A 22,438-nucleotide genomic window follows, 5' to 3' on the forward strand; every position below is an offset into this window, starting at 1 on the left:
ATAGCAGAACCTTTCCACTTTCCATGAGATGATCGATGGAAAAGGAGAGAGAAAGATGAAACAAAAAAACAGTGTAGTGCAGATGGTGAGTGTAGCGATGCTAAGTAGTATTGCATATTTACTAATGATGTTGGATTTCCCGTTCCCAGGGCTTCCGCCATTTTTGAAAATTGATTTTAGTGATGTACCAGCTTTAATTGCAGCAATTATCTTTGGACCAGTAGCAGGAGTGATTGTAGAGGCGATAAAGAACATTTTACATTACGGGATTCAAGGGAGTTTAACGGGAGTACCAGTTGGAGAAATTGCAAACTTTATTGCAGGATGTTTATTTATTGGACCAGCAGCTTTCTTATTTAGAAAGTATCGTACTGTGAAGAGTTTAACTACAGGATTAATGCTAGGGACAATTACAATGGCACTTATTATGAGTGTATTAAACTACATCATCATATTCCCGGCTTACACTTGGTTTTTAAATTCACCGGCTATGTCTAGCGAAACCATAAGAACAACGGTTGTAACGGCAATCTTACCATTTAATTTAATTAAAGGGATTGTTGTAACAATTGTATTTGTAGCATTATTCTCACGCCTGAAAGTATGGGTGTTTGCAAAAATGAAAAATGCATAATATATATTAAAACCATTAGTAGTGTGAAACTACTAATGGTTTTTTATTAAGGAAAATAAAATTTAGATACAAAAAATGCCCCTCATCAATATGAGGGGCATTTTTTGAAGTTAATAAAAGACTATTCGAATTTTAAAGCGTCTCCGTCGAATGATTCGTCAGCAACTTTAATTGAGTCAGTTGGACAGCCTTCGAATGCATCCATCATATCTTCAATTAATACATCTGGAATTTCAACGATACCTTGGTTATCATCTAATGTTACAAATGCAATACCTTCATCATCATAGTCATAAATGTCTGGTGCAGCAGCGCCACAAGCACCACATGCAATACAAGTATCTTTATCAACGATTGTATATTTTGCCATCTTTTTTCCCTCCTGATAATATGTATGTGAAAAGCTCGCCATAAAAATTATAACCTTATTGTAAAACGGTTTGTAAAACTTTTCAACATAAAATTATAATGATAATGCTTATCAATTAGAGTGTCAACTTATTTTTGAATTATGTCATAAGATTTTCAAAATACGTAAATATGATTTCGTTTGATACAATAGACTATATACAAGTATATAGTTCTTATATGATAAGTTTAATGAGCGACAGTAGATAGTGTAATTGTACTGAAAAGAATGAAGTTAAGATTGGAAGGTGGAAGCGGTCATGCAAATACAATATACTTTGTTGCATTGTTTAAAACAATTGAATGGTGAGAGAACCGTTTCTTCTATTTATTATTTACTAAAGGGCAAACGTTCTTCGCAAACTTTACAAGATGGAAATATGTTCCGAATTTCATTTTTGTTCGGAATATATAAATCATTGAATAGAAATGACTATGATGGTGAAGTTGCAAAGTTGTTGCAAGCGGATTTTATTCAAGAAATACATGAAAATACATATGTGTTAACACCTACGGGTAAAATGCAGTTACATAAATGGGAGGAAGTTTATGCTTTTCCAGCACATTTGCATGGTTTACATTACGGTGAATTAGGTGAAACATTTTGGAAAAGATTATCATTGATTATTCAAACCATATCAAATTTACAACAGAATAATACGAGGTTTATTCCAATTCAGCAAGATACAGAAATAATGATGTGGGTGAAACGTTTTCTAACAGGAAGGCCATATAAGAGAAGTGAGTTGGCGAGAAAACTATGGACGGAAGTACAGAATCTTTTAGAAAAGAGTAATGCGATAGAAGCGACGATTGTAACATATCGATTAACGGGTTATGAACGTATTGGTTGTACATTGCAACAATTAGCAGAAATTACGAAACAAGATATATTCAGGGTGTATTTTTTATTTTGGGGTACAATGCATTTCTTTATACAAGAAGTTCGTGATAAAGAAAATGAATTTCCACTATTAGCTGAAATTATATCTTATCCAAATGAGAGAGCTGAATTATTTAGTTTATCCACGAAAAAAACATATAATTTTTGGAGGCAAGGACGTTCTTTAGAAGAAATAGCGACGATTCGGAATTTAAAGGTTGCAACGATAGAAGATCATTTTGTTGAAATTGCTTTGCGAGAAAAAGATTTTTCTATTGAAATGTTTATGGAAAAAGAAAAGATAGACAAAGTAATAAAAGTAATTGAAGCATTGCAAACGCGGAAGTTACGTGTTTTGAAACAAGCGGTTGGAGAAGATATTTCTTATTTTGAAGTTCGTCTTGTATTAGCGCGGATGGAGGGTGTAAATGAAACTTGAAGAATATTTATATAAGTGGTTTGGATATTCTGAATTTCGTCCAGGTCAAAAAGGAGTAATTACAGATTTATTAGAAGGAAAAGATGTGATAGCAATGCTTCCGACTGGAAGAGGGAAATCTATGTGCTATCAGTTTCCAGGGCTTATGCGAGAAGGAACAGTGCTTGTTGTATCACCGTTATTATCTTTAATGGAAGATCAAGTGACACAATTAAAGTATGTTGTGAAAAACCGAGTAATAGCATTTAATAGTTTTCGGACATTAAATGAAAAAAGAGAAGCGATGAAAAAATTATCTTCATATAAATTTATTTTTGTTTCACCAGAGATGTTACAGTCGGAGTTATTAATTAGGGAATTGAAGAAAATTCATATTTCATTATTTGTTGTTGATGAGGCTCATTGTATTTCTCAATGGGGTTATGATTTTAGACCGGACTATAAAAGACTAAATGTAGTTATTAAAAATATTGGTTCTCCTACAGTATTAGCATTGACAGCCACAGCGACAAAAGGGGTACTGCAGGATATCGCAGATAGTTTAAATTTAAAGGGTGCTGCGGAACATGTATACTCTATTGACCGTCCTAATATTGCAATGGATGTGCAATTTGTAGAGACGATAGAAGAAAAGAAAGAGACGCTTTTAGAGCAGGTGATGTATTTACAAGGGCCGGGGATTGTATATTGCTCAAGTAGAGCGTGGACAGAAAGGTTAACGGAATACTTGAGAGGGAAAGGTGTTACTGGTGTAGCTTTTTATCATGGTGGTATGGAACATGAAGAGCGTATGTTAATTCAACAGCAGTTTATGAACGATCAATTGCAACTTGTAATATGTACAAGTGCATTTGGTATGGGGGTAAATAAGGCGAATACGCGATATATTATTCATTTTCATTATCCAACTAATATAGCTTCTTACTTACAAGAAATCGGAAGAGCTGGAAGAGATGGCGAACCGAGTATAGCTATTTTATTATGTAGTCCGTTGGATCATGATTTACCAATTTCAATCATTGAGGATGAATTGCCAAGTAAGTCACAAATACAATTTTTATTTTCTTTACTACAAGAAAGAATGTTTCAAACGAAAGAATTACCAATAGAAGATGTAGAAGAAATTTGTTATAATGCAGCAAGATTTAATGAGCAATATTGGCGTTTCGTTCGTTATCATCTCGAACAGGTTGGAATTATACAACAACGAAGATTATTATTAGAAGGTTTGTCAGATGAAATCATGAACCGATTAATAGCTGAAGTAGAAATAAGGTTGCGTAATAAATATAGTGAGCTAGAAAATATGAAGTCATGGATACAAGTTAAAGGATGTAGACGTGAATATGTGCTGCAACAGTTCGGTTATAGGAAAGAGCAAGAGTTAATTAATTGCTGCGATTATTGCGGTATTACAAAAGAAGATTATAAAAAAAGACGAGCGCAACAATCGGATTTCGACTATAATTGGGAAACAGAGTTACAAAAGCTTTTCGGCCTAGAAAAGATGGAGGAATGATGAACATTCAAAGGCATAATGTTGAAGATATGAGTCCGCAGGAAATAAGGCTGAATCTATATATAACACAGTTAATTATTATCGGTATTGGCTGTTTACTGGCATATATATTATTTCAAGATGTAAAAGAAGTCTTTAATTTATGGAAATGGGAACCAGTATCTATACTTATTATAGGTGGTTTGTTAGCGATTGGTATTGTGTTATTAGATTATGTTGCAATGCGAGTGTTTCCGGAGTCTTGGTTTGATGATGGTGGTATTAACGATAAGATGTTTCGAGGAATGTCCGTTCTGCATTTACTCGTTATTACGTTCTTAATTGGTTTTGCAGAAGAGTTTTTATTTAGAGGTGTAGTGCAGACTCATTTTGGAATTGTAATTGCGAGCTTCGTATTTGCAGTGTTACATATTCGTTATATAACAAAGCCATTTTTGTTTTGTTTCGTCTGTTTCATTAGTTTTGTCTTTGGTTATGTATTTGAATGGACAGGAAATTTGTTTATAACAATCTTTGCACACTTTCTTGTTGATTTTATAATGGGACTCCAATTAAGAAAATAAATGGAAGGTGGTGGTGAACAACATGAGGAAACGAATTCCTGATTTTGAAGAGGAATTAGAAGTTGAGCGAGTGGAAGAAAAAGAAAGTTTACCGCCGCGTAGTGAAATTCATAGAAATAAAGAGAAAAAACAAAAGTTTAAAATAAATCACATTTTCGTCCGGGTTTTAACATTTCTATTCATTCTGCTGCCAATTAGTATTTTGTGGTACACGGATAAATATATTCAGGTGAAGGGTGATAGTAATAATGCCGGAAAAAGTGCGTTTGAAGTAATCTTCTTTGATTCAGCTAAATCTGAGTCGCAGAAACAGTCTGAAAAAGTAATAACGCATACTGTGAAAGAGGGAGAAACTTTAGAAAGTATAGCGAAGCAATATTTTTCAGATGGAAATGGAATTGAAGTAATTAAAAAGTATAATAACTTGCAAGAAGATGAAGTGAGTGCAGGTCAAGAATTAAAAATTCCGATAAAAGATAAGTCCACAAAGCAAGAAAGCTAGTGAGTTAAGCGATCACAGTTTGTTATAAAAGCCTAGGATTATCTTTATGAGGAGGGGAGTCAAAAATATGATATGGATTATATTATTCAGTACTCTCATAGGCATGGGGATTTTATTACTTCTTGTGATGTATAAAGAAGCGATGCGTAATAAGGTGTTGGAACATACTTTAGTATTTAAAGAATTTCCGAAAAGTTTTCAAAAAGTAAATGTGTTTTTTATTTCTGATATTCATAGAAGAGTCATTTCGAATTTGTTAATTGAACAAGTAAAAGGAAAAGTAGATATTGTAATTATCGGAGGAGATTTAGCAGAGAAAGGTGTCTCTTTATCAAAAATCTCTGCGAATATTCAAAAGTTAAGAGAGATAGGTCCTGTATATTTTGTGTGGGGAAACAATGATTATGAGATAGAATATCATGAATTAGATGCGTTATTATTAGAAAATAACGTAAAAGTTTTAGATAATACAAGAGTGGTATTTGAGTCTGAATTAGGAGAGAAAATTTGTTTGCTCGGTATCGATGATGTTGGATTGCACCGTGATCGTCTAGATTTGGCATTGGCGGATTGTAAAGAAGATGGTTTTCGTATCCTAGTTAGTCACAACCCTGATATAATAAAAAAAATGTCTGGAAATGAACAGATTTCACTTGTGTTAAGTGGACATACGCATGGAGGACAAATCCGATTATTCCCATCTAAAAAATATTTAAAAGGTGGCGTATATAAGCATTTGAATACGATTCTCTTTGTTAGTAATGGGTACGGAACAACATTGATACCACTTCGTTTCCGAGCACCTGCTCAAACACATATCATTACATTGTGCGGAGGGAAATGATGCCAACTCTTAGTGGGAAATATAATATAAAAGCTGTTTCGAATATAATTGGAGTTCAGCCGAGCACGCTTCGTGCATGGGAAAGACGATATCAAATTATTGCCCCAAAGCGAAATCAAGCTGGGCATCGTTTATATACAGAAGAGCATATTCAAATTTTAAAATGGTTAATGGAAAAAGTTTCCTCCGGCATGATGATTGGACAAGCAGTTCAGTTATTAGAAGAGAATCGTTTGCCGAGTACAGTTCAAAAAGAGATACATTTCGATAAAGAAGTTGTTTTAGTGGACGATTTGCTACAAGCTTTGTTAAAATTTGATGAAATTACAATTGCTGCATTATTAAACGAAGCTTTTAGTATATATTCAACAGAAAAGGTTGTTGCCAGTATCGTTCTTCGAGTGACAGACAAATTATTAACGTCAAAAAATAATAATGAGATTTCAATGGTGCAATTCCAATATGCATTATCATTTTTACAAACGCGTCTAGGGATGGTGTATCACAATGCCTCAATGTTTTCCTCTTTACACAAAGTTATTGTGTTAGAAAAGAATGCATTGAAAGGATTTATTTTTTCAACTTATTTACGCTTAAAAGGATATGAGGCGATATATATTAGGACAAGCTTAGCTGAAGATGGTATGTTGTCAGCGGTAGAGGAAATACAGCCGAAATATGTATTTGTATCTTTTGCTGACGAACAAGATATGAAAAAGACGATGAACTTTATAAATTTATTACAAGAAAAAAGGGAATCTCTTTCTGTTGGATTTATCGGAAAGCTAGGCGTTCTAAAGCAGTTGGACATTGAAACAATCTTAATTGGTGATACGAAAGAAGAATGGGATGAATGGTTAAAAATATCGGAATAGTTGTTCGAAAAGAACCATCTATTTTCTATTTCATATAATAAAATTAGATGCATTGGTTACGTAGGGAGGGTATGAGATGAGGCTGGAACGATTAAATTACAATAAGATAAAAATTTTTCTAACATTTGATGATTTATCTGAACGAGGATTAACGAAAGAAGATTTATGGAGAAATGCGCCGAAAGTACAGCAATTATTTCGTGATATGATGCAAGAAGCAAATAAGGAATTAGGATTTGAAGCAGATGGTCCGATTGCAGTTGAAGTGTTTTCTCTACAAGCACAAGGGATGGTTGTAATTGTAACGAAAGAAAATCAAGAAATGGATACAGATGATGAGTTCCGTGACGAGTTTATTGAAATGCAAGTGACTCTAGATGAAAGTGAGCATATATTATATGAGTTTGCTACGCTAGATGACGTAATTAACCTGTCGAATCGCTTATATAACCTTGGTGTAACTGGCGGAAAGCTATATACGTGGGATGAGCGCTTCTATCTTTGGGTGGAAGAAGAGGAACAAATTCAATTGTTAAAGGCGGATTTTATAGCTATTTTAGCGGAATACGGTAATCCGTCTACAGCAACCATTTATCGCATCATGGAGTACGGTAAAGAATTAATGGATGTTAACGCGATAGAACAAATACACAATTACTTTGTGAAAAAACAAAACCTCAGCTAATACAACAAAGCTGAGGTTTTGTTTTTATTTGGATAAGGGAAGGGATGATTGTAAATACTCGAACATACTTTTTGAAAATAAAATATGCAGTTTTATGGGAGTATGGTTGATGAAAATAAAAAACATTTAAATATTTAAGTATTTTACTTTTCTAAAAGTAATAAAAGGACTATAATAATAGTGAAAACGCTTGCAATATAAAATAGTTTGTATATATTTGTTAGCGTTTTCTATTGCATTCCAAATTTAAGGGTGTATACTAGGCAATGAAGGTTTACTAAACAAGTGAAATTACAGGGGGTTTACTTACTATGGTAGCCGAAAAGGGAACTCAAACAAAAACACAACAACAAAGGGAACAACATTTTGAACTATTGAATTCAACACAAATTGTTATTAGTGAAGCGTTAGAAAAATTGGGTTATCCAAACGAAGTATATGAATTATTAAAAGAACCAATTCGTATGATGACAGTGAAAATACCAGTTCGTATGGATGACGGGACTGTTAAAATATTTACAGGATATCGTGCACAACATAATGATGCTGTTGGTCCAACGAAAGGTGGAATTCGCTTCCATCCGAATGTAACAGAAAATGAAGTGAAAGCACTTTCAATCTGGATGAGTTTAAAATGTGGTATTGTTGATTTACCATATGGTGGAGGTAAGGGTGGAATTATCTGTGATCCACGTGAAATGTCATTCCGTGAGTTAGAAAGATTAAGCCGCGGTTATGTACGAGCAATTAGCCAAATCGTAGGTCCGACGAAAGATATTCCAGCTCCAGATGTATTCACAAACTCTCAAATTATGGCATGGATGATGGATGAGTATAGCCGTATTGATGAATTTAATTCACCAGGATTTATTACAGGTAAACCGCTTGTATTAGGTGGATCACATGGACGTGAAACAGCAACAGCGAAAGGTGTAACAATTTGTATTCGCGAAGCTGCGAAAAAACGTGGCATTGATATTAAGGGTGCACGCGTTGTTGTTCAAGGATTCGGTAATGCTGGTAGCTTCTTAGCTAAATTTATGCATGATGCAGGTGCGAAAGTTATTGCAATCTCAGATGCTTACGGCGCGTTACATGATCCAAACGGATTAGATATTGATTATTTATTAGACCGTCGTGATAGCTTCGGTACAGTAACAAAGCTATTTAACAATACAATTTCAAACAAAGAATTGTTAGAGCTTGATTGCGATATTTTAGTTCCAGCTGCAATTGAGAACCAAATTACAGAAGAAAATGCTAATGATATTAAAGCGAAAATCGTTGTTGAAGCTGCAAATGGTCCAACAACATTAGAAGCGACTAAAATTTTAACAGATCGCGGAATTTTACTTGTTCCAGACGTGTTAGCAAGTGCTGGTGGTGTAACAGTATCTTACTTTGAGTGGGTACAAAATAACCAAGGTTACTACTGGACTGAAGAAGAAGTAGAACAACGTTTAGAAAAAGTAATGGTAAGATCATTTGATTCTATTTATGAAACAGCACAAGTTCGTAAAGTGAACATGCGCTTAGCGGCGTACATGGTTGGTGTTCGTAAAATGGCTGAAGCAAGCCGCTTCAGAGGTTGGGTATAAAATATTATATCTTGAGAAAACGTGATTTCCTTTCGAGGAAATCACGTTTTTTTGTTGAAATATTGAATGAGGTGTTGTATATGGAGAATGAAATGCTGGAACGAGTAGAACAATTAGAAGAAAAGGTTAAGAGGTTAGAGGGAGAACTTGCAAGAACGATGAAAGCTCGAAAAATAAGTATCGTTCGGATGTTCGGGGAAGGGCTACTGTTTTTGATATTTGGTGTGGTTGTAGTAGGGCCGATTATTGCCGTTGTAATCTCAATTTTTACTTGGATTGCTGAAAAATAAAATAAAAACAAAAAAGAACGCTTGTTCTATACGAACAAACGTGCTATACTCTCCTTAGATAAACAAAACGGAAATGATTTTAAGGAGAGATAAATGATGAAAATGACAGTAGACCAAAGATTTATGATGCCAGCAGATGTTGTAGAGCGAGTGGAAGTATTACGAAACAAACAAAGCAAGCGTGGCACATTATTACAATCGGTAAATAAATTTTTCGGTTTAGATACGAAAGAAGATTGTGTTTGGTTTTACGGTTTTTATGGAGTGGCTGTAAGTATCTTGTTGTTTATGGTGTTCACTTCAAATATTTTCGATTTTCTCTTCGCGTAAGAAATATGCGATAAGGACATTGTTACCGAATACATATATAAGGAAGTAAGGTAACCTTCTAGAGCGGGAGTTGGTAGCAATGGCAATGTTTCCTATAGAGCGCAACTATATTGGATATGGAAGTTCACGACCAGGGATTCCTCTGACTAAAGTTAGATTTATTGTAAGCCATGATACGGGGAATCCTGGAAGCAATGCGATAGGAAATCGAGATTACTTTAATGAATTACAACCGAAAGCTTCGGCGCATACATTTATAGATGATAAAACAATATTGGAGATTATTCCTATAAATGAAGTTGCGTATCATGTTCGATATGGTGTGCCGACGGATAATGACTTATATGGCTATGACGCGAATAAGGCGGCCATTGGAGTGGAACTTTGTTATGGCGGTGATGTTAACTTTTGGGAAGCATATAATCGTTTTACATGGTATCATGCGTATTTATGCCAAAACTTTGGCTTAAATCCGAAAAAAGATATCGTGTCACATAAAACGCTTGATCCAGCTAGAAAGATTGATCCTGAGAATGTATTAGGGAAACAAGGTATTAAATTTCAGCAGTTTTTAGCAGATGTCTATCGGATGTACGTTTCGTTTAGATGACAAATATATGAAAAATGAATACAATAAAGATAGGTGCCTACTGCTGTAAGTAGGTTTTTTCTTGTTTTTATAAATAGTGTATTGGTAGAAGACTAGGAGTGGACGAGTATGCAGAAAGAAACAGTTATTATAATCGGAGGCGGTCCGTGCGGATTAGCGGCTGCAATTTCGTTGCAAAAGGTTGGGATAAATCCGTTAGTAATTGAAAAAGGAAACATTGTAAATGCTATTTATAATTATCCAACTCATCAAACATTTTTCTCTTCGAGTGAAAAATTAGAAATTGGTGATGTAGCTTTTATTACAGAAAATCGTAAGCCAGTTCGAAATCAAGCGCTTGCGTATTATCGTGAAGTAGTAAAACGTAAATCTGTACGTGTAAATGCTTTTGAGCGAGTGGAGAAAGTTCAAAAAGATGGAGAAGTTTTTCAGGTTGAGACGACAAAGCGTGACGGAAGTAAAGAAATATATATAGCGAAATATATTGTTGTAGCAACTGGATATTATGATAATCCAAATTATATGAATGTTCCAGGTGAGGAATTGAAGAAAGTAGCTCACTATTTTAAAGAGGGGCATCCTTATTTTGATCGAGATGTAGTAGTTATAGGTGGGAAAAACTCGAGTGTAGATGCCGCGTTAGAACTTGTTAAATCTGGTGCACGTGTAACGGTACTGTATCGTGGAAGTGAGTATTCACCAAGCATAAAGCCTTGGATTTTGCCGGAATTTGAGGCGTTAGTACGAAATGGTACAATTCAAATGCATTTTGGGGCTCATGTGAAAGAAATTACTGAGCATACATTAACGTTTACAGTTGATGGTGAAGCTTTTACAATCAAAAACAATTTTGTATTTGCGATGACTGGTTATCATCCTGATCATAGCTTCTTAACGAAGATGGGTGTTCAGATTGATGAAGAAACAGGACGTCCAATTTATACAGAGGATAGAATGGAAACGAGTGCTGAAAATATTTTCATTGCAGGTGTCATTGCTGCTGGAAATAATGCAAATGAAATATTTATCGAGAACGGTAGATTTCATGGAGATGCGATTGCGCAAACCATTGCATTAAGAGAAAAATAAAAAGGAGCTGTCGGGAAAACCTCGACAGCTTCTTTTTATTCGTGCATAAACATATTTTGAATGGATTCATGAGAATTTGTATTCTCTAATGCAACAAGCAATTTAATGCGTGCTTTTTGTGCATTTAAGCCGTATGTGAATACAATGCCCATATCTTTTAAGTGTTTACCGCCACCTTCATACGAATATACGTCTTGAACGATACCGTTGAAACAGCGAGAAACTAATACGACAGGAATACCTTTATTTAATAATCTTTCTAGGCTAGGTAGTGTTCTCGGAGGGAGATTACCTTGTCCAAGAGCTTCGATAACAATGCCGTCTACAGGAAGATTTTCGATTGCTGCTAATAATGTATCATCCATGCCAGCATATGCTTTTAGAACAACTACATTTTTAGACACTTTGTTTATCGTATATGTTTCGTGATGTACTAAAGCGTGATGGAAGACAACGCCGCGTTTTGTTACCATTCCAATTGGTCCGTATTGTGGGCTTTGGAATGTTGCGACATTACTTGTATGTGTTTTCGTTACATTTGTAGCGCAATGAATTTCGTCATTTAATACGACTAAAACACCTTTTTCTGCAGCTTCATCACAACTAGCAACTTTTACAGCTGATAAGAAGTTATATAGACCATCAGCACCTAACTCATTGCTAGAGCGCATTGCACCTGTCACTACGATCGGAATAGTTGCTTGTACTGTTAAATCTAAGAAATAAGCTGTTTCTTCTAATGTATCCGTGCCATGCGTAATGACTACGCCATGAATGTTGTCTTGTTTTACTCTTTCATCAATGATGACTTGTAATTGTAACATTTCGCTCGGTGTCATATGAGGAGATGGTAGATGGAACACATCTTCAACGATTAAATCAACATCGCCTTCTAAATCAGGAATGAATTTTAAAAGAGGATTTTTTTCACCTGGTTGTACGACCCCAGTTTCTTTATCTTCCTCCATTGCAATTGTTCCACCTGTGTGTAAAACTAGGATTCTTTTCAATGCTTATACCCCTTTCAAGTAAAAAAATACATTTAGAACATAACATGTTTTGAGTAAATTCGACAATGGAAATGTATAAAAGTATGCCTCGAAAATGACAATAAAATTAACCGCTATATGTATGATGTATAAAATCACGAAACGAAATGGGCAAATATAGTATAGGAGGGAGGGATTGCGGTGAAAAAGATGGAGAGAATTTTTATTCGTATATTAATAATACAATTCATTTGTCTTTCTGTTGTGCAATTGTTATTTATACATAAGTCATCAGTGAAATATTTATCTAAAATTGTTTATTATGAGGGTGTCATGGTAAAAAACAAAATGGAAATCTTGCAGGTGAATAGGTAGTTTTCATTTTCTTCTATGAAGGATTATGCTACAATAATTGAGGATTTAATGACGTGAAGCAAATGAGAAGAAGCAGGGTGAACACCTGCTTTTCGTTTTGTTTTATAAGTGAAAAAATGAGGTGTTACGATGGATAAACGAATTTCAATTGCTATAGATGGTCCAGCAGCTGCTGGGAAAAGTACAGTGGCAAAAGTTGTTGCGAAGGAACTTTCTTACGTTTATATTGATACAGGCGCAATGTACCGTACGCTTACATATGCAGCCCTTGAACAAAAAGTAGACATTGAAAATGAAGAGCAGTTAATGGAAGTTGTAAAGAATGTAAATATTGAGTTTCAGCAAGGAGACAATACACAGCTTGTATTTTTAAATGGACAAGATGTTTCTGAAGTAATTCGTACACCTGATGTGACGAATCGAGTATCTATTGTAGCGAAACATCGCCTTGTTCGTGAAGAAATGGTACGTCGTCAGCAAGAGTTAGCGAAAAAAGGCGGCGTTGTAATGGACGGCCGTGATATTGGTACACATGTATTACCGGATGCTGAAGTGAAAATCTTTATGCTTGCTTCTGTTGAAGAAAGAGCGGAAAGAAGACATTTAGAAAATTTAAATAAAGGTTTCGATTCTAATTTAGAGCAGTTAAAAGAAGAAATTGCTCAGCGTGATAAATTAGATTCAGAACGCGAAGTTTCTCCACTAAAAAAGGCTGATGATGCATTGGAATTAGATACGACTTCTTTATCAATTGAAGAAGTTGTCCAAAAAATTATGAGCATTGTTTCTGGAGTGTTTGCGAAATAAAGAAAGGGGATAATCCTCTTTCTTTTTTTTGTTTAAATAGAAATGTAAAGGATACGTGAATTGTGAGTCTCTTTCCTTGACAAATGAGCTGATTTGTAAGAAGTTAGTTAAAGAGGAATAAAACTGTCAGAATATATTCGCTATTATATTTCAAAACATACTTTTTTCAAGCTAGTTTTGCTGTATACTATTTATATAGGTTTAATATATTTTCTTGTGAATGGTATTGAAAAAGAGTATGTGATGAGAAATTCTTAAACGTGCAAATGAAAACTTTGTTTTCATTTCGTATATACATAAAAAATGCTTTGTCAATTCTGTAGGGAGGTATTTCCATGGTAGAGAAAATGAATGAAGAAGTTATGGATTCAAAAGAATTACAAGTTGGTGACGTTGTTACAGGTTCTGTAACGAAGGTTGAAGAGAAACAAGTGCTTGTAAATGTTGGATACAAAACAGATGGCGTAATTCCAATTAGTGAATTAGCTAACGTTCATATTGAAAAAGCAAGCGATGTTGTAGAATTAGATCAAACACTAGAGTTGAAAATTATTAAATTAGAAGAAGATGATCTTGTCTTATCTAAACGTGCTGTTGATGCAGAAAAAGCATGGGTAGAACTACAAGAGAAATTTACTTCTGGTCATGTATTTGATGTTACTGTAAAAGATATTGTGAATGGCGGATTAGTTGTGGACCTTGGTGTTCGCGGTTTTATTCCAGCTTCACTTGTAGAAGTACATTATGTAGAAGACTTTACTGACTATAAAGGTAAAACATTAGCGGTGAAAATTGTTGAATTAGACCGTGAAAAAAATCGTGTAATCCTTTCGCATAAAGCGGTAGTAGAATTAGAACTGGATTCTAAGAAAAAAGAAGCAATTTCTTCATTAAAAGAAGGGGACGTTGTTGAAGGAACAGTGCAACGATTAACTGACTTTGGCGCATTCGTTAACGTTGGTGGAGTGGACGGCTTAGTTCACATTTCACAAATTTCACACGAACGTGTAGAGCAACCTTCTGAAGTGTTGGAGCAAGGTCAAAAAGTTAAGGTAAAGGTGTTATCTGTTGATGCTGATACACAACGTATTTCTTTATCAATTAAAGCAGCTCAACCAGGACCTTGGGAAAACGTTGCTGGCGAAATAAAAGCTGGAGATATTCGTGAGGGAGTAGTAAAACGCCTTGTTACATTTGGTGCATTCGTTGAGATTTTACCTGGTGTTGAAGGACTTGTACACGTATCTCAAATTGCAAATCGTCACGTGAAAAATCCGAATGAAGTATTGGAAATGGGACAAGAAGTAAAAGTGAAAGTACTTGAAGTTCACGTAGCAGAGAAACGTATTTCTTTAAGTATAAAAGAAGCGCTTGAGGAAAATAATGTAACTGAAGATTATAGTCAGTATGAGCCAAATGCTGATTCTGCTACTTTCCAATTAAGTGATATTATTGGTGAACAACTGAAAAAATTAAAGAAATAATGAGGGGTACAAGTGGTAAGGGCAAAACGTAAATTAGATCATATTGAATATGCTCTTTCTACTGGTCAGTCTCGTACGCATGGCTTTCATGATATTGATTTTGTGCATCAAAGCTTGCCAAATTCAAATTATGACACAATAACATGTGAAACAAAAATCGGCGAACTTTCACTAAGTTCGCCGATTTTTATCAATGCGATGACTGGTGGTGGAGGAGAGAAAACGTTACATATTAATGAGCAATTAGCATATGTAGCGAAACATCATAACCTTGCTATGGCTGTAGGTTCGCAAATGGCGGCGTTAAAAGATGAAAGTGAAGTTGCTTCTTATAAGGTGATTAGAAAGGTAAACCCAAATGGTATTTTCTTTGCTAATTTAGGTAGTGAGGCAACTATCGAGCAGGCAGAGCGCGCCGTTGATATGATTGAAGCGAATGCATTGCAAATTCATTTAAATGTCATACAAGAGTTAACGATGCCAGAAGGAGACCGTGATTTTACTGGAGTACTTCAGCGCATTGAGAAAATTGTTTTAAATAGTAAAGTTCCTATCATTGTAAAAGAAGTTGGATTTGGGATGAGTAAGGAAACGATGCAACAGTTAGCGAACGTAGGTGTAACAGCCATTGATATTGGTGGGCAAGGTGGTACGAATTTTGCTGCTGTTGAAAATGAAAGAAGACAGCGAATGCTTTCTTATTTTAATAACTGGGGCATACAAACAGCAACCTCGATTATTGAAGCAACCTCTACAAATAATAACCTCTCTTTTATTGCATCTGGGGGTATACAAACAGCTCTTGACGTAGCGAAAGCAATCGCATTAGGGGCGAATACAACTGCGTTTGCTGGTTACTTTTTACGTATTTTAATGCAAGATGGTATCGAGAAGTTAGTGGATGAAATTGAGCTTCTACATACAGATTTGAAATTTATTATGACAGCTCTTGGTGCGAAGACGATAGAAGAGTTGCAATCTGTACCTCTTGTTGTAAAGGGTGAAACATATCATTGGTTAATGCAACGTGGTATTGATACTGCGCATTATAGTAGGAGATAAAAAATCAACCGTTCGGTTGATTTTTTTGTTCTATTCTTTTTCGTAATATAAAGTGGAGAATGGAACTAGTATTATATGAAAATATCATTTCGTGAAAATTACAATTGAAAAAGGGTTGAAAATGTAGATGGTGTGTTGTCGAATTACTGGAGAGAACTTAATTTTTAATGGGAATAGGTGAAGGTAAAAAGAAGTAGTGGAAGGATATAGTGCGCAAAATATTATTTTGATATAAATTTAAAACATTAAAATGATTATGTAAAAGACGGTTTCGTACAATATCGAAACCGTCTTTTTGTATTAATTAGTGCTGGTTTTGTTTTCGAGCCTGTTCTGGTGTATCAAGTCCAGTCGCACCTGGATATTGTAGTGATTGATCACGATCGGATTCAACGCGGCGTGATTCTCGTAGTTTTCGTTCTTGGCGATCTTTACCCATAATGAATAACACCTCCTTGTTAAAAGTGTTGCTGTTATAAGAAAAAACTATGCGTAAATAAAGTGGATTAACTTTCATAAAAAGTTCCCATAATGGAAAACATAGGAGGTGAAGTTGATGGATGGAAGTACTTTTTATTTTGTAGCTTGGATAGGGTGGGTCATCGCAACCTTTTTTATGAAAAAGGACCCTATTCGGTGGAAGTTAGGCGCTTGTATACTGATTTTTATAATTTGCTCTCCGTTACATGTAACGATTGCCTCATTCGTGGTATCGGTAAATGCTCTTCTACTTTGTATTATTTCTTTTATAGGGATCACGCTATATTCTGTCTGGAAAAAATTGTATAGCTTACTTTCGGCACTTATTATCGCAATGTTATATACAAGTTTTCATCTGTTAGAAATATATGATCCGATTTGGATTGTGGTGGATAGAGTGTTTCTGCTAAGTAGTGCTCTTGTGTATGCATCGGTGTTATTGCATGGGGATCGCGTATTACGATTATGTTCCCTATATGTAGGAATGTTACAAGGAGAGTTGCTAGTGACATTTATTTTTAGGAAATTGAATTTTCCATATGATTACGGTAGTTTAGCATTTTTTGATATCGTCGCCGTTTCTACATTATTCATGGCAGTATTGTTTTTGATTGCAAAAGCATCAGTATACAGGGAACAGTTTAAGAGAAAAACACGTAAAAGAAAGGCGAGGGTAATACATGACTGAATATACACCAGCCATTTTATGCGGCGTAATAGCAGGGACAGTTACAAGGGTGCTAATGCTGCGGACGGATACGCGGCAATATCCGACGAGGCTGCATGGGAAAATCATTCATATTGCAATGGGTTTAATTGCAGCTGCTTTAGGAGCGATTGCAATCCCGTCTATTTTGAAAAAAGATTTTTCTGCCATTACATTTCTTACGTTAGCAGCGACACAATTTCGTGATGTACGTAATATGGAAAGAAATACGCTTCAACAATTAGATGGGTATGAGCTCGTACCGCGTGGAAATACATACATTGAAGGAATTGCATTGGTTTTTGAAAGTCGCAACTATTTGGCAATGTTAACGTCGTTTGCAACGACGTTTGCGTATATAGGGTTCCGTTCATGGATTGCAGGAGTAATTATGGCTATAATTGCATTTTTTATCGCGAAAAAATTAATGTCTGGTAAAAGGCTGCATGATCTTGTTGAAATTGAGCACGTTCCGCTTCGTTTTGAAGGAGCAGGGCTTTATATTGACAATATTTACATTATGAATATTGGATTGCCAGCAAGACAAGAAGAAATTATGAAATATGGTATGGGTTTTATTTTAAAGCCGAAATCAATTGATGCGATGGTTACAATCTCAAATTTAGGGCAACGACAAGCTATTTTACACGATGTTTCAGTAGCGTTAGGGATTTATAGAGATTCTGGTACACCAGCGCTTGTACCGTTAGCAAAGCGTGATTTAGAGGATGGCAGGGTTGGGATTTTTGTCCTGCCGCAAGATCAAGATGCAGAGAAAGCGATAGGTGTCATAGGAAATGTACCAACGTTAGAAAGTGCTGTCCATATGTCATCGGAAGCCCCGAAAGGAAGGGGAGATAAGAGATGATGTTAGAAAGTGTTATTCTGGCAGTTATAACAACGACTCCAGAAAAATTTGCAGGTGGTGCTCCTTTATTCGTTTGCGAATCGACAGAGGAACTAGAATTTGTTGCAAATAATTTAGAGGCAATTTTAGATGGTATTGCACATCGCTTACAAGAGAATGTATATATTATTGTGAAACATTAGCAACGTGTGTTATAATGTGAGGTGTTTTGATACGTTGAGAAATATTCTGGAATGCAAATCCCTTCTTGCACAAAGAAGGGTTTTTTACATAATAAACAGAAGCAAATTGAAAGGATGAAAGTATATGCCGAAACCAGTAATAGCGATAGTAGGTCGCCCGAACGTAGGGAAATCTACTATTTTCAATAGAATTGTTGGAGAAAGAGTTTCAATCGTAGAAGATATTCCAGGTGTAACGCGTGATCGTATTTATAGCGCTGGAGAATGGTTAAATCATGAATTTAACATTATTGATACGGGCGGAATTGATATTGGAGACGAGCCGTTTTTGACACAAATTCGTCAACAAGCTGAAGTAGCAATTGATGAAGCGGATGTTATCATTTTTATGACAAACGGTCGTGACGGTGTAACAGCAGCTGATGAAGAAGTTGCAAAAATTTTATATCGTTCAAATAAACCGGTTGTACTTGCGGTAAATAAAGTGGACAATCCGGAAATGCGCAGTGACATTTATGACTTTTATGCATTAGGATTTGGCGAACCATTCCCAATTTCAGGTACACACGGATTAGGATTAGGTGACTTACTAGACGAAGCTGCACAACATTTCCCAAAGATTGAAGAAGACGGATATGATGAAGACACAATTCGTTTCTCTTTAATTGGACGTCCAAATGTAGGGAAATCATCACTTGTAAATGCTCTTCTTGGTCAAGAGCGTGTAATTGTTAGTAATGTAGCAGGAACAACTCGTGATGCTGTCGATACACCATATAGTAAAGATGGAAAAGATTATGTAATTATTGATACAGCTGGTATGCGTAAAAAAGGAAAAGTGTATGAAAGTACAGAAAAATATAGTGTACTTCGTGCTCTAAGAGCGATTGAACGTTCTGACGTTGTTTTAGTTGTTTTAGATGGTGAAGAAGGAATTATTGAGCAAGATAAAAAAATCGCTGGATATGCTCATGATTCAGGGCGAGCTGTTGTTATCGTTGTAAATAAATGGGATGCAGTGAAAAAAGACGAGAAAACAATGAAAGCATTTGAAGAAAATATCCGTGCTCATTTCCAATTCTTAGAATACGCACCAATTGTTTTCTTATCTGCAAAAACGAGAAAACGTACACAAACATTAATACCGGTTATCGATGAGGTAAATGAAAGTCATAGTATCCGTATTCAAACGAACGTATTAAACGATGTAATTATGGATGCGGTAGCGATGAATCCGACACCAACTCATAATGGTAGCCGTCTGAAAATTTTCTATGCAACACAAGTTGCGGTAAAACCACCAACATTTGTTGTGTTTGTAAACGATCCAGAATTATTGCACTTCTCATATGAGCGTTTCTTAAAGAATCGCTTACGTGAATCATTTGGCTTCGTAGGAACGCCGATTCACATTATCGCTAGAGCAAGAGACTAATGGAGAGGATGTGATTTTATGACAAAAATCACAGTAGTAGGAGCAGGTAGCTGGGGAACAGCGTTAGCGATGGTATTAGCTGACAATGGACATGATGTACGTATTTGGGGGAATCGCCCAGAACTTATGGATGAAATTAATACGAAACATGAGAATAGTCGATATCTCCCAGGCATTACATTGCCAAGCACAATCGTAGCCTACTCTTCTTTAGAAGAAGCATTAGTAGATGTAAATACAGTACTGCTAGTAGTACCAACGAAAGCGTACAGAGATGTATTACAAGAGATGAAAGAAATTGTTACTGAACCAATTACTTGGATTCATGCGAGCAAAGGAATTGAACCTGGTACGTCAAAACGTATTTCGGAAGTGATTGAGGAAGAAATTCCAGAGCACTTAATTAAAGATGTTGTTGTACTGTCTGGACCGAGTCATGCTGAAGAAGTCGGTTTACGACAAGCGACAACAGTTACGTCTGCAGCAAAGCGTATGGAAGCGGCTGAGGAAGTACAAGATTTATTTATGAATAGTTATTTCCGTGTATACACAAATCCAGATATCGTTGGAGTTGAACTTGGTGGTGCGTTAAAAAATATTATCGCATTAGCTGCTGGTATAACTGATGGTCTTGGATTAGGTGATAATGCAAAAGCAGCATTGATGACACGTGGTTTAACAGAGATTGCTCGTTTAGGAAGAAAGATGGGCGGGAATCCGTTAACGTTTGCTGGTCTAACTGGTATGGGAGACTTAATTGTAACTTGTACAAGTGTTCATAGCCGAAATTGGCGAGCTGGAAATATGCTTGGAAAAGGACACTCTTTAGAAGAAGTGTTAGAAAGTATGGGTATGGTCGTGGAAGGTGTAAGAACAACGAAAGCTGCTCATGAATTGGCAGAGAAAATGGAAGTTGAAATGCCGATTACAGCTGCTTTATATGACGTGCTGTTCAATGGGAATAACGTAAAAGATGCGGTAGGCTCATTGATGGGACGTGTTCGAAAACATGAAGTGGAAGCTATACCTGATTTACTGTAAAGAAAAGCGCCAGAAGTACATTTGTACTTCTGGCGCTTTTTTTATTTTTTGGGTCTTTTCACCATTTTTTCATTTTTGCATAGGATGAAGAGTAACTTGAGGAGAGGGTGAAAAGAATGGATAATAACATTTTTAATAATATTGAGAAGGAAGCGAAAGTAAATAAAGAGGATATTTTTAAATTAGCATCATCCGTGCAAAATGCGAATTTACGTGATGAAACTGTACTTCGTCAATTAATTCATCAAGTGGCTCTTATGGCGGGACGTGAAGTGCCGAAAGAGCAAGAGGATCAAATTGTAAAAGCGATTATTAATAATAATATGCCAACAGATTTTGGCTCGTTAAGCAAGATGTTTAAAAAATAAATTATGAGAAACAAAGAGTTTGTAGATTGCATATGATAGCCATGAAAGAATGGGAATAGAGCTGTTTTTGGGCATATTTGGTCAACCGAAGCGAGAGATACAATCGCTTCGGCTTTATTTTTGCCTAGATTGGTGAGAAATGCTGAAAAAACCTATTGATTAAAGTTACATATTCGCAATTTGTAGTAAAATGTTCTTTTTGTATTTGTTTAAAGATTTTAATTTGTTAAAATAGTATAAAAATAGATTAATAAAAAGGGGTGTGTATATGTCAGAAGGGCTTATGAAAATGTGGTTGGCTTTAGGGGCAATTGGATTTATGTTTTTTGCAGTAAGTTTTATTTTATTAAGTAGACATAAAATAAAGAATAAATTTTTGAAAGGGATTACAGCGTTAGTAGCCTACACCCTTATGATTGTGTCAGGAATTGTTATTTTTCTTGTTGTATTTAGTGGACCTGTACAGCAGTAAATGGAATGGTCTCGAAAATACTATATACGGAGCAAGTTATATTAGTATGAAAAGGTGATGCTAGTGAAAAAAGTCTATATTATTTTAATATTTTGTTGTATGAGCCTTTTAACGGGGTGTCTGTATCCGAAAGAAAATATAAAGCAAAATGCGGTTCCTTATGAAGATCAACTACAGGTTGTTCAAAAAGCTGTTGTGACATTTAAGGAGCAAAATGATGGGATATTGCCAATTAAGACGAGGGATATGAGTACACCTATTTATCAAAAGTATCCAATCGATTTTCAACAGATTGCCCCGCGTTACATACAAGAAGCGCCAGGGAATGCGTATGAAAGTGGAGGAGTATATCAATACGTATTAATAGACGTTGAAACAAATCCAACAGTAAAGTTAATTGATGTTAGGATGGCTGAACAAATTCAGGAACTCTCTTTAAAGCTTAGGATGTATCGTGATGAACATCAATATCCACCTTTTAAAAAAGTAATTTCAGATGGTGTATATGAATTGGATTTCAAAAAACTAGGATATAAAGATGTACCACAAGTGACAAGTCCATATTCTGGTAAAGGACTTCCTTTTGTAATTAATGAAAAAGGAGAAGTTTTTGTTGATTATAGAATTGACTTATATGACGCTTTGAAAAAAAATGAAGGGCAGTTTACAGAGGGAGAAGATATTCGAAATATACTTTTGAAAGCTTCCCCGTTTGTACCAGCTTATTCTTTACCGTACACAGTAAAGGACGGAGAACCAATTTTTTTAAAATGATAAGTCATGAACCTTTCTTTTAGTGAATAAGTTCTAGAAGAAAGGTTTTTTATGTTATACAACTTACGATGCAAACAAAAGATATTTTTTAATAGTCATATGAAATTGGACAAAATTATATGATAT

At 35.4% G+C, this 22,438-nt stretch carries 28 protein-coding genes; 25 read left to right on the forward strand and 3 right to left on the reverse strand.

All coding sequences use genetic code 11. The features are described from left to right. Positions 1–55 precede the first annotated feature (55 nt). Positions 56–634, forward strand: coding sequence for an ECF transporter S component (locus ACTFRH_RS03845; protein WP_000810857.1), 579 nt, complete (start codon positions 56–58; stop codon positions 632–634). 121 nt (positions 635–755) lie between these two features. On the opposite strand, the gene ACTFRH_RS03850 is transcribed toward ACTFRH_RS03845, so the two are convergent. Then, positions 756–1,004 (reverse strand): ferredoxin, encoded by a 249-nt coding sequence (locus tag ACTFRH_RS03850; RefSeq protein WP_001151993.1) that lies wholly within the window; start codon positions 1,002–1,004, stop codon positions 756–758. A 298-nt stretch (positions 1,005–1,302) separates the two neighbouring features. Between ACTFRH_RS03850 and ACTFRH_RS03855 the strand changes: the two genes are divergently transcribed. The 12 genes from ACTFRH_RS03855 (at position 1,303) to ACTFRH_RS03910 (ending at position 11,269) form a co-directional block, all read left to right on the forward strand. Further along, positions 1,303–2,364, forward strand: a complete 1,062-nt coding sequence (locus ACTFRH_RS03855; protein WP_001167007.1) for a helix-turn-helix domain-containing protein — start codon at positions 1,303–1,305, stop codon at positions 2,362–2,364. Next, a complete protein-coding gene (gene recQ, locus ACTFRH_RS03860; protein ID WP_000762981.1) occupies positions 2,354–3,883 on the forward strand; it encodes an ATP-dependent DNA helicase RecQ in 1,530 nt (509 codons plus the stop codon). The genes ACTFRH_RS03855 and recQ overlap by 11 nt, the downstream gene beginning before the upstream one ends. Beyond that, entirely contained in the window at positions 3,883–4,446 is a 564-nt protein-coding gene (locus ACTFRH_RS03865; RefSeq protein ID WP_001025780.1) for a CPBP family intramembrane glutamic endopeptidase, read from the forward strand. The genes recQ and ACTFRH_RS03865 overlap by 1 nt, the downstream gene beginning before the upstream one ends. Positions 4,447–4,468: 22 nt before the next feature. Then, the gene (locus tag ACTFRH_RS03870; protein WP_001231556.1) at positions 4,469–4,948 is read left to right on the forward strand and encodes a LysM peptidoglycan-binding domain-containing protein; all 480 of its coding nucleotides are present in this window, start codon (positions 4,469–4,471) and stop codon (positions 4,946–4,948) included. A 67-nt stretch (positions 4,949–5,015) separates the two neighbouring features. Continuing rightward, on the forward strand, positions 5,016–5,792 hold the full coding sequence (locus ACTFRH_RS03875) for a metallophosphoesterase (protein ID WP_000637794.1): 777 nt from the start codon (positions 5,016–5,018) through the stop codon (positions 5,790–5,792). Next, the gene (locus ACTFRH_RS03880) at positions 5,792–6,667 is read left to right on the forward strand and encodes a MerR family transcriptional regulator (RefSeq protein WP_001142714.1); all 876 of its coding nucleotides are present in this window, start codon (positions 5,792–5,794) and stop codon (positions 6,665–6,667) included. The genes ACTFRH_RS03875 and ACTFRH_RS03880 overlap by 1 nt, the downstream gene beginning before the upstream one ends. Positions 6,668–6,743: 76 nt before the next feature. Then, a complete protein-coding gene (locus tag ACTFRH_RS03885; protein ID WP_001235402.1) occupies positions 6,744–7,352 on the forward strand; it encodes a genetic competence negative regulator in 609 nt (202 codons plus the stop codon). 311 nt (positions 7,353–7,663) lie between these two features. Beyond that, positions 7,664–8,950 carry an NAD-specific glutamate dehydrogenase gene (gene gudB / locus ACTFRH_RS03890; RefSeq protein WP_000225173.1) on the forward strand — a complete coding sequence of 429 codons (1,287 nt, stop codon included), beginning with the start codon at positions 7,664–7,666 and terminating at the stop codon, positions 8,948–8,950. 80 nt (positions 8,951–9,030) lie between these two features. Beyond that, positions 9,031–9,240 carry a hypothetical protein gene (locus tag ACTFRH_RS03895; protein ID WP_000426761.1) on the forward strand — a complete coding sequence of 70 codons (210 nt, stop codon included), beginning with the start codon at positions 9,031–9,033 and terminating at the stop codon, positions 9,238–9,240. A 93-nt stretch (positions 9,241–9,333) separates the two neighbouring features. Continuing rightward, positions 9,334–9,570, forward strand: a complete 237-nt coding sequence (locus ACTFRH_RS03900) for a DUF3961 domain-containing protein (RefSeq protein ID WP_001983018.1) — start codon at positions 9,334–9,336, stop codon at positions 9,568–9,570. A gap of 79 nt (positions 9,571–9,649) precedes the next feature. Beyond that, complete coding sequence (locus ACTFRH_RS03905; protein ID WP_001240655.1) at positions 9,650–10,180, forward strand: peptidoglycan recognition protein family protein; 531 nt, start codon at positions 9,650–9,652, stop codon at positions 10,178–10,180. Between the two features lie 108 nt (positions 10,181–10,288). Next, on the forward strand, positions 10,289–11,269 hold the full coding sequence (locus tag ACTFRH_RS03910; RefSeq protein ID WP_001168514.1) for a YpdA family putative bacillithiol disulfide reductase: 981 nt from the start codon (positions 10,289–10,291) through the stop codon (positions 11,267–11,269). Between the two features lie 35 nt (positions 11,270–11,304). Here ACTFRH_RS03910 and ansA read toward each other — a convergent pair whose 3' ends face one another. Beyond that, the gene (ansA, locus tag ACTFRH_RS03915; RefSeq protein ID WP_000822009.1) at positions 11,305–12,279 is read right to left on the reverse strand and encodes an asparaginase; all 975 of its coding nucleotides are present in this window, start codon (positions 12,277–12,279) and stop codon (positions 11,305–11,307) included. A gap of 180 nt (positions 12,280–12,459) precedes the next feature. Between ansA and ACTFRH_RS03920 the strand changes: the two genes are divergently transcribed. The 4 genes from ACTFRH_RS03920 to ACTFRH_RS03935 all read left to right on the forward strand — a co-directional run bounded on the left by ACTFRH_RS03920 (position 12,460) and on the right by ACTFRH_RS03935 (position 15,986). Beyond that, positions 12,460–12,633 carry a YpfB family protein gene (locus tag ACTFRH_RS03920; protein ID WP_000738056.1) on the forward strand — a complete coding sequence of 58 codons (174 nt, stop codon included), beginning with the start codon at positions 12,460–12,462 and terminating at the stop codon, positions 12,631–12,633. A 129-nt stretch (positions 12,634–12,762) separates the two neighbouring features. Then, positions 12,763–13,440: a (d)CMP kinase gene (cmk, locus tag ACTFRH_RS03925; protein ID WP_000361251.1), complete on the forward strand. Its 678-nt coding sequence runs from the start codon at positions 12,763–12,765 to the stop codon at positions 13,438–13,440. Positions 13,441–13,775: 335 nt separating this feature from the next. After that, on the forward strand, positions 13,776–14,924 hold the full coding sequence (rpsA, locus tag ACTFRH_RS03930; RefSeq protein ID WP_000229559.1) for a 30S ribosomal protein S1: 1,149 nt from the start codon (positions 13,776–13,778) through the stop codon (positions 14,922–14,924). Positions 14,925–14,936: 12 nt separating this feature from the next. After that, a complete protein-coding gene (locus ACTFRH_RS03935) occupies positions 14,937–15,986 on the forward strand; it encodes a type 2 isopentenyl-diphosphate Delta-isomerase (RefSeq protein WP_000251039.1) in 1,050 nt (349 codons plus the stop codon). Positions 15,987–16,290: 304 nt separating this feature from the next. Here the strand turns inward: ACTFRH_RS03935 and ACTFRH_RS03940 are convergent, their stop codons facing one another. Further along, positions 16,291–16,425, reverse strand: a complete 135-nt coding sequence (locus ACTFRH_RS03940) for a YpzI family protein (protein ID WP_000513900.1) — start codon at positions 16,423–16,425, stop codon at positions 16,291–16,293. Positions 16,426–16,542: 117 nt separating this feature from the next. Between ACTFRH_RS03940 and ACTFRH_RS03945 the strand changes: the two genes are divergently transcribed. The 8 genes from ACTFRH_RS03945 to ACTFRH_RS03980 all read left to right on the forward strand — a co-directional run bounded on the left by ACTFRH_RS03945 (position 16,543) and on the right by ACTFRH_RS03980 (position 22,312). Next, complete coding sequence (locus ACTFRH_RS03945; RefSeq protein WP_000349108.1) at positions 16,543–17,154, forward strand: YphA family membrane protein; 612 nt, start codon at positions 16,543–16,545, stop codon at positions 17,152–17,154. Further along, the gene (locus ACTFRH_RS03950) at positions 17,147–18,040 is read left to right on the forward strand and encodes a YIEGIA family protein (RefSeq protein WP_000141596.1); all 894 of its coding nucleotides are present in this window, start codon (positions 17,147–17,149) and stop codon (positions 18,038–18,040) included. Before ACTFRH_RS03945 ends, ACTFRH_RS03950 begins: the two co-directional genes overlap by 8 nt. Then, positions 18,037–18,222 (forward strand): capping complex subunit for YIEGIA, encoded by a 186-nt coding sequence (locus ACTFRH_RS03955; RefSeq protein ID WP_000979059.1) that lies wholly within the window; start codon positions 18,037–18,039, stop codon positions 18,220–18,222. Before ACTFRH_RS03950 ends, ACTFRH_RS03955 begins: the two co-directional genes overlap by 4 nt. A gap of 124 nt (positions 18,223–18,346) precedes the next feature. Continuing rightward, on the forward strand, positions 18,347–19,657 hold the full coding sequence (der, locus tag ACTFRH_RS03960; protein ID WP_001125893.1) for a ribosome biogenesis GTPase Der: 1,311 nt from the start codon (positions 18,347–18,349) through the stop codon (positions 19,655–19,657). Between the two features lie 18 nt (positions 19,658–19,675). After that, positions 19,676–20,698: an NAD(P)H-dependent glycerol-3-phosphate dehydrogenase gene (locus tag ACTFRH_RS03965; protein WP_000161763.1), complete on the forward strand. Its 1,023-nt coding sequence runs from the start codon at positions 19,676–19,678 to the stop codon at positions 20,696–20,698. A gap of 116 nt (positions 20,699–20,814) precedes the next feature. Next, positions 20,815–21,066: a stage VI sporulation protein F gene (locus ACTFRH_RS03970; protein ID WP_000369754.1), complete on the forward strand. Its 252-nt coding sequence runs from the start codon at positions 20,815–20,817 to the stop codon at positions 21,064–21,066. A gap of 268 nt (positions 21,067–21,334) precedes the next feature. After that, complete coding sequence (locus ACTFRH_RS03975) at positions 21,335–21,538, forward strand: DUF2768 domain-containing protein (RefSeq protein WP_001289004.1); 204 nt, start codon at positions 21,335–21,337, stop codon at positions 21,536–21,538. A gap of 63 nt (positions 21,539–21,601) precedes the next feature. Then, the gene (locus tag ACTFRH_RS03980; RefSeq protein WP_000758623.1) at positions 21,602–22,312 is read left to right on the forward strand and encodes a hypothetical protein; all 711 of its coding nucleotides are present in this window, start codon (positions 21,602–21,604) and stop codon (positions 22,310–22,312) included. The last annotated feature ends 126 nt before the right edge of the window (positions 22,313–22,438 follow it).

The sequence above is a fragment of the Bacillus cereus group sp. MYBK216-1 genome (assembly GCF_051916495.1).
Lineage (GTDB): Bacteria > Bacillota > Bacilli > Bacillales > Bacillaceae_G > Bacillus_A > Bacillus_A thuringiensis_K.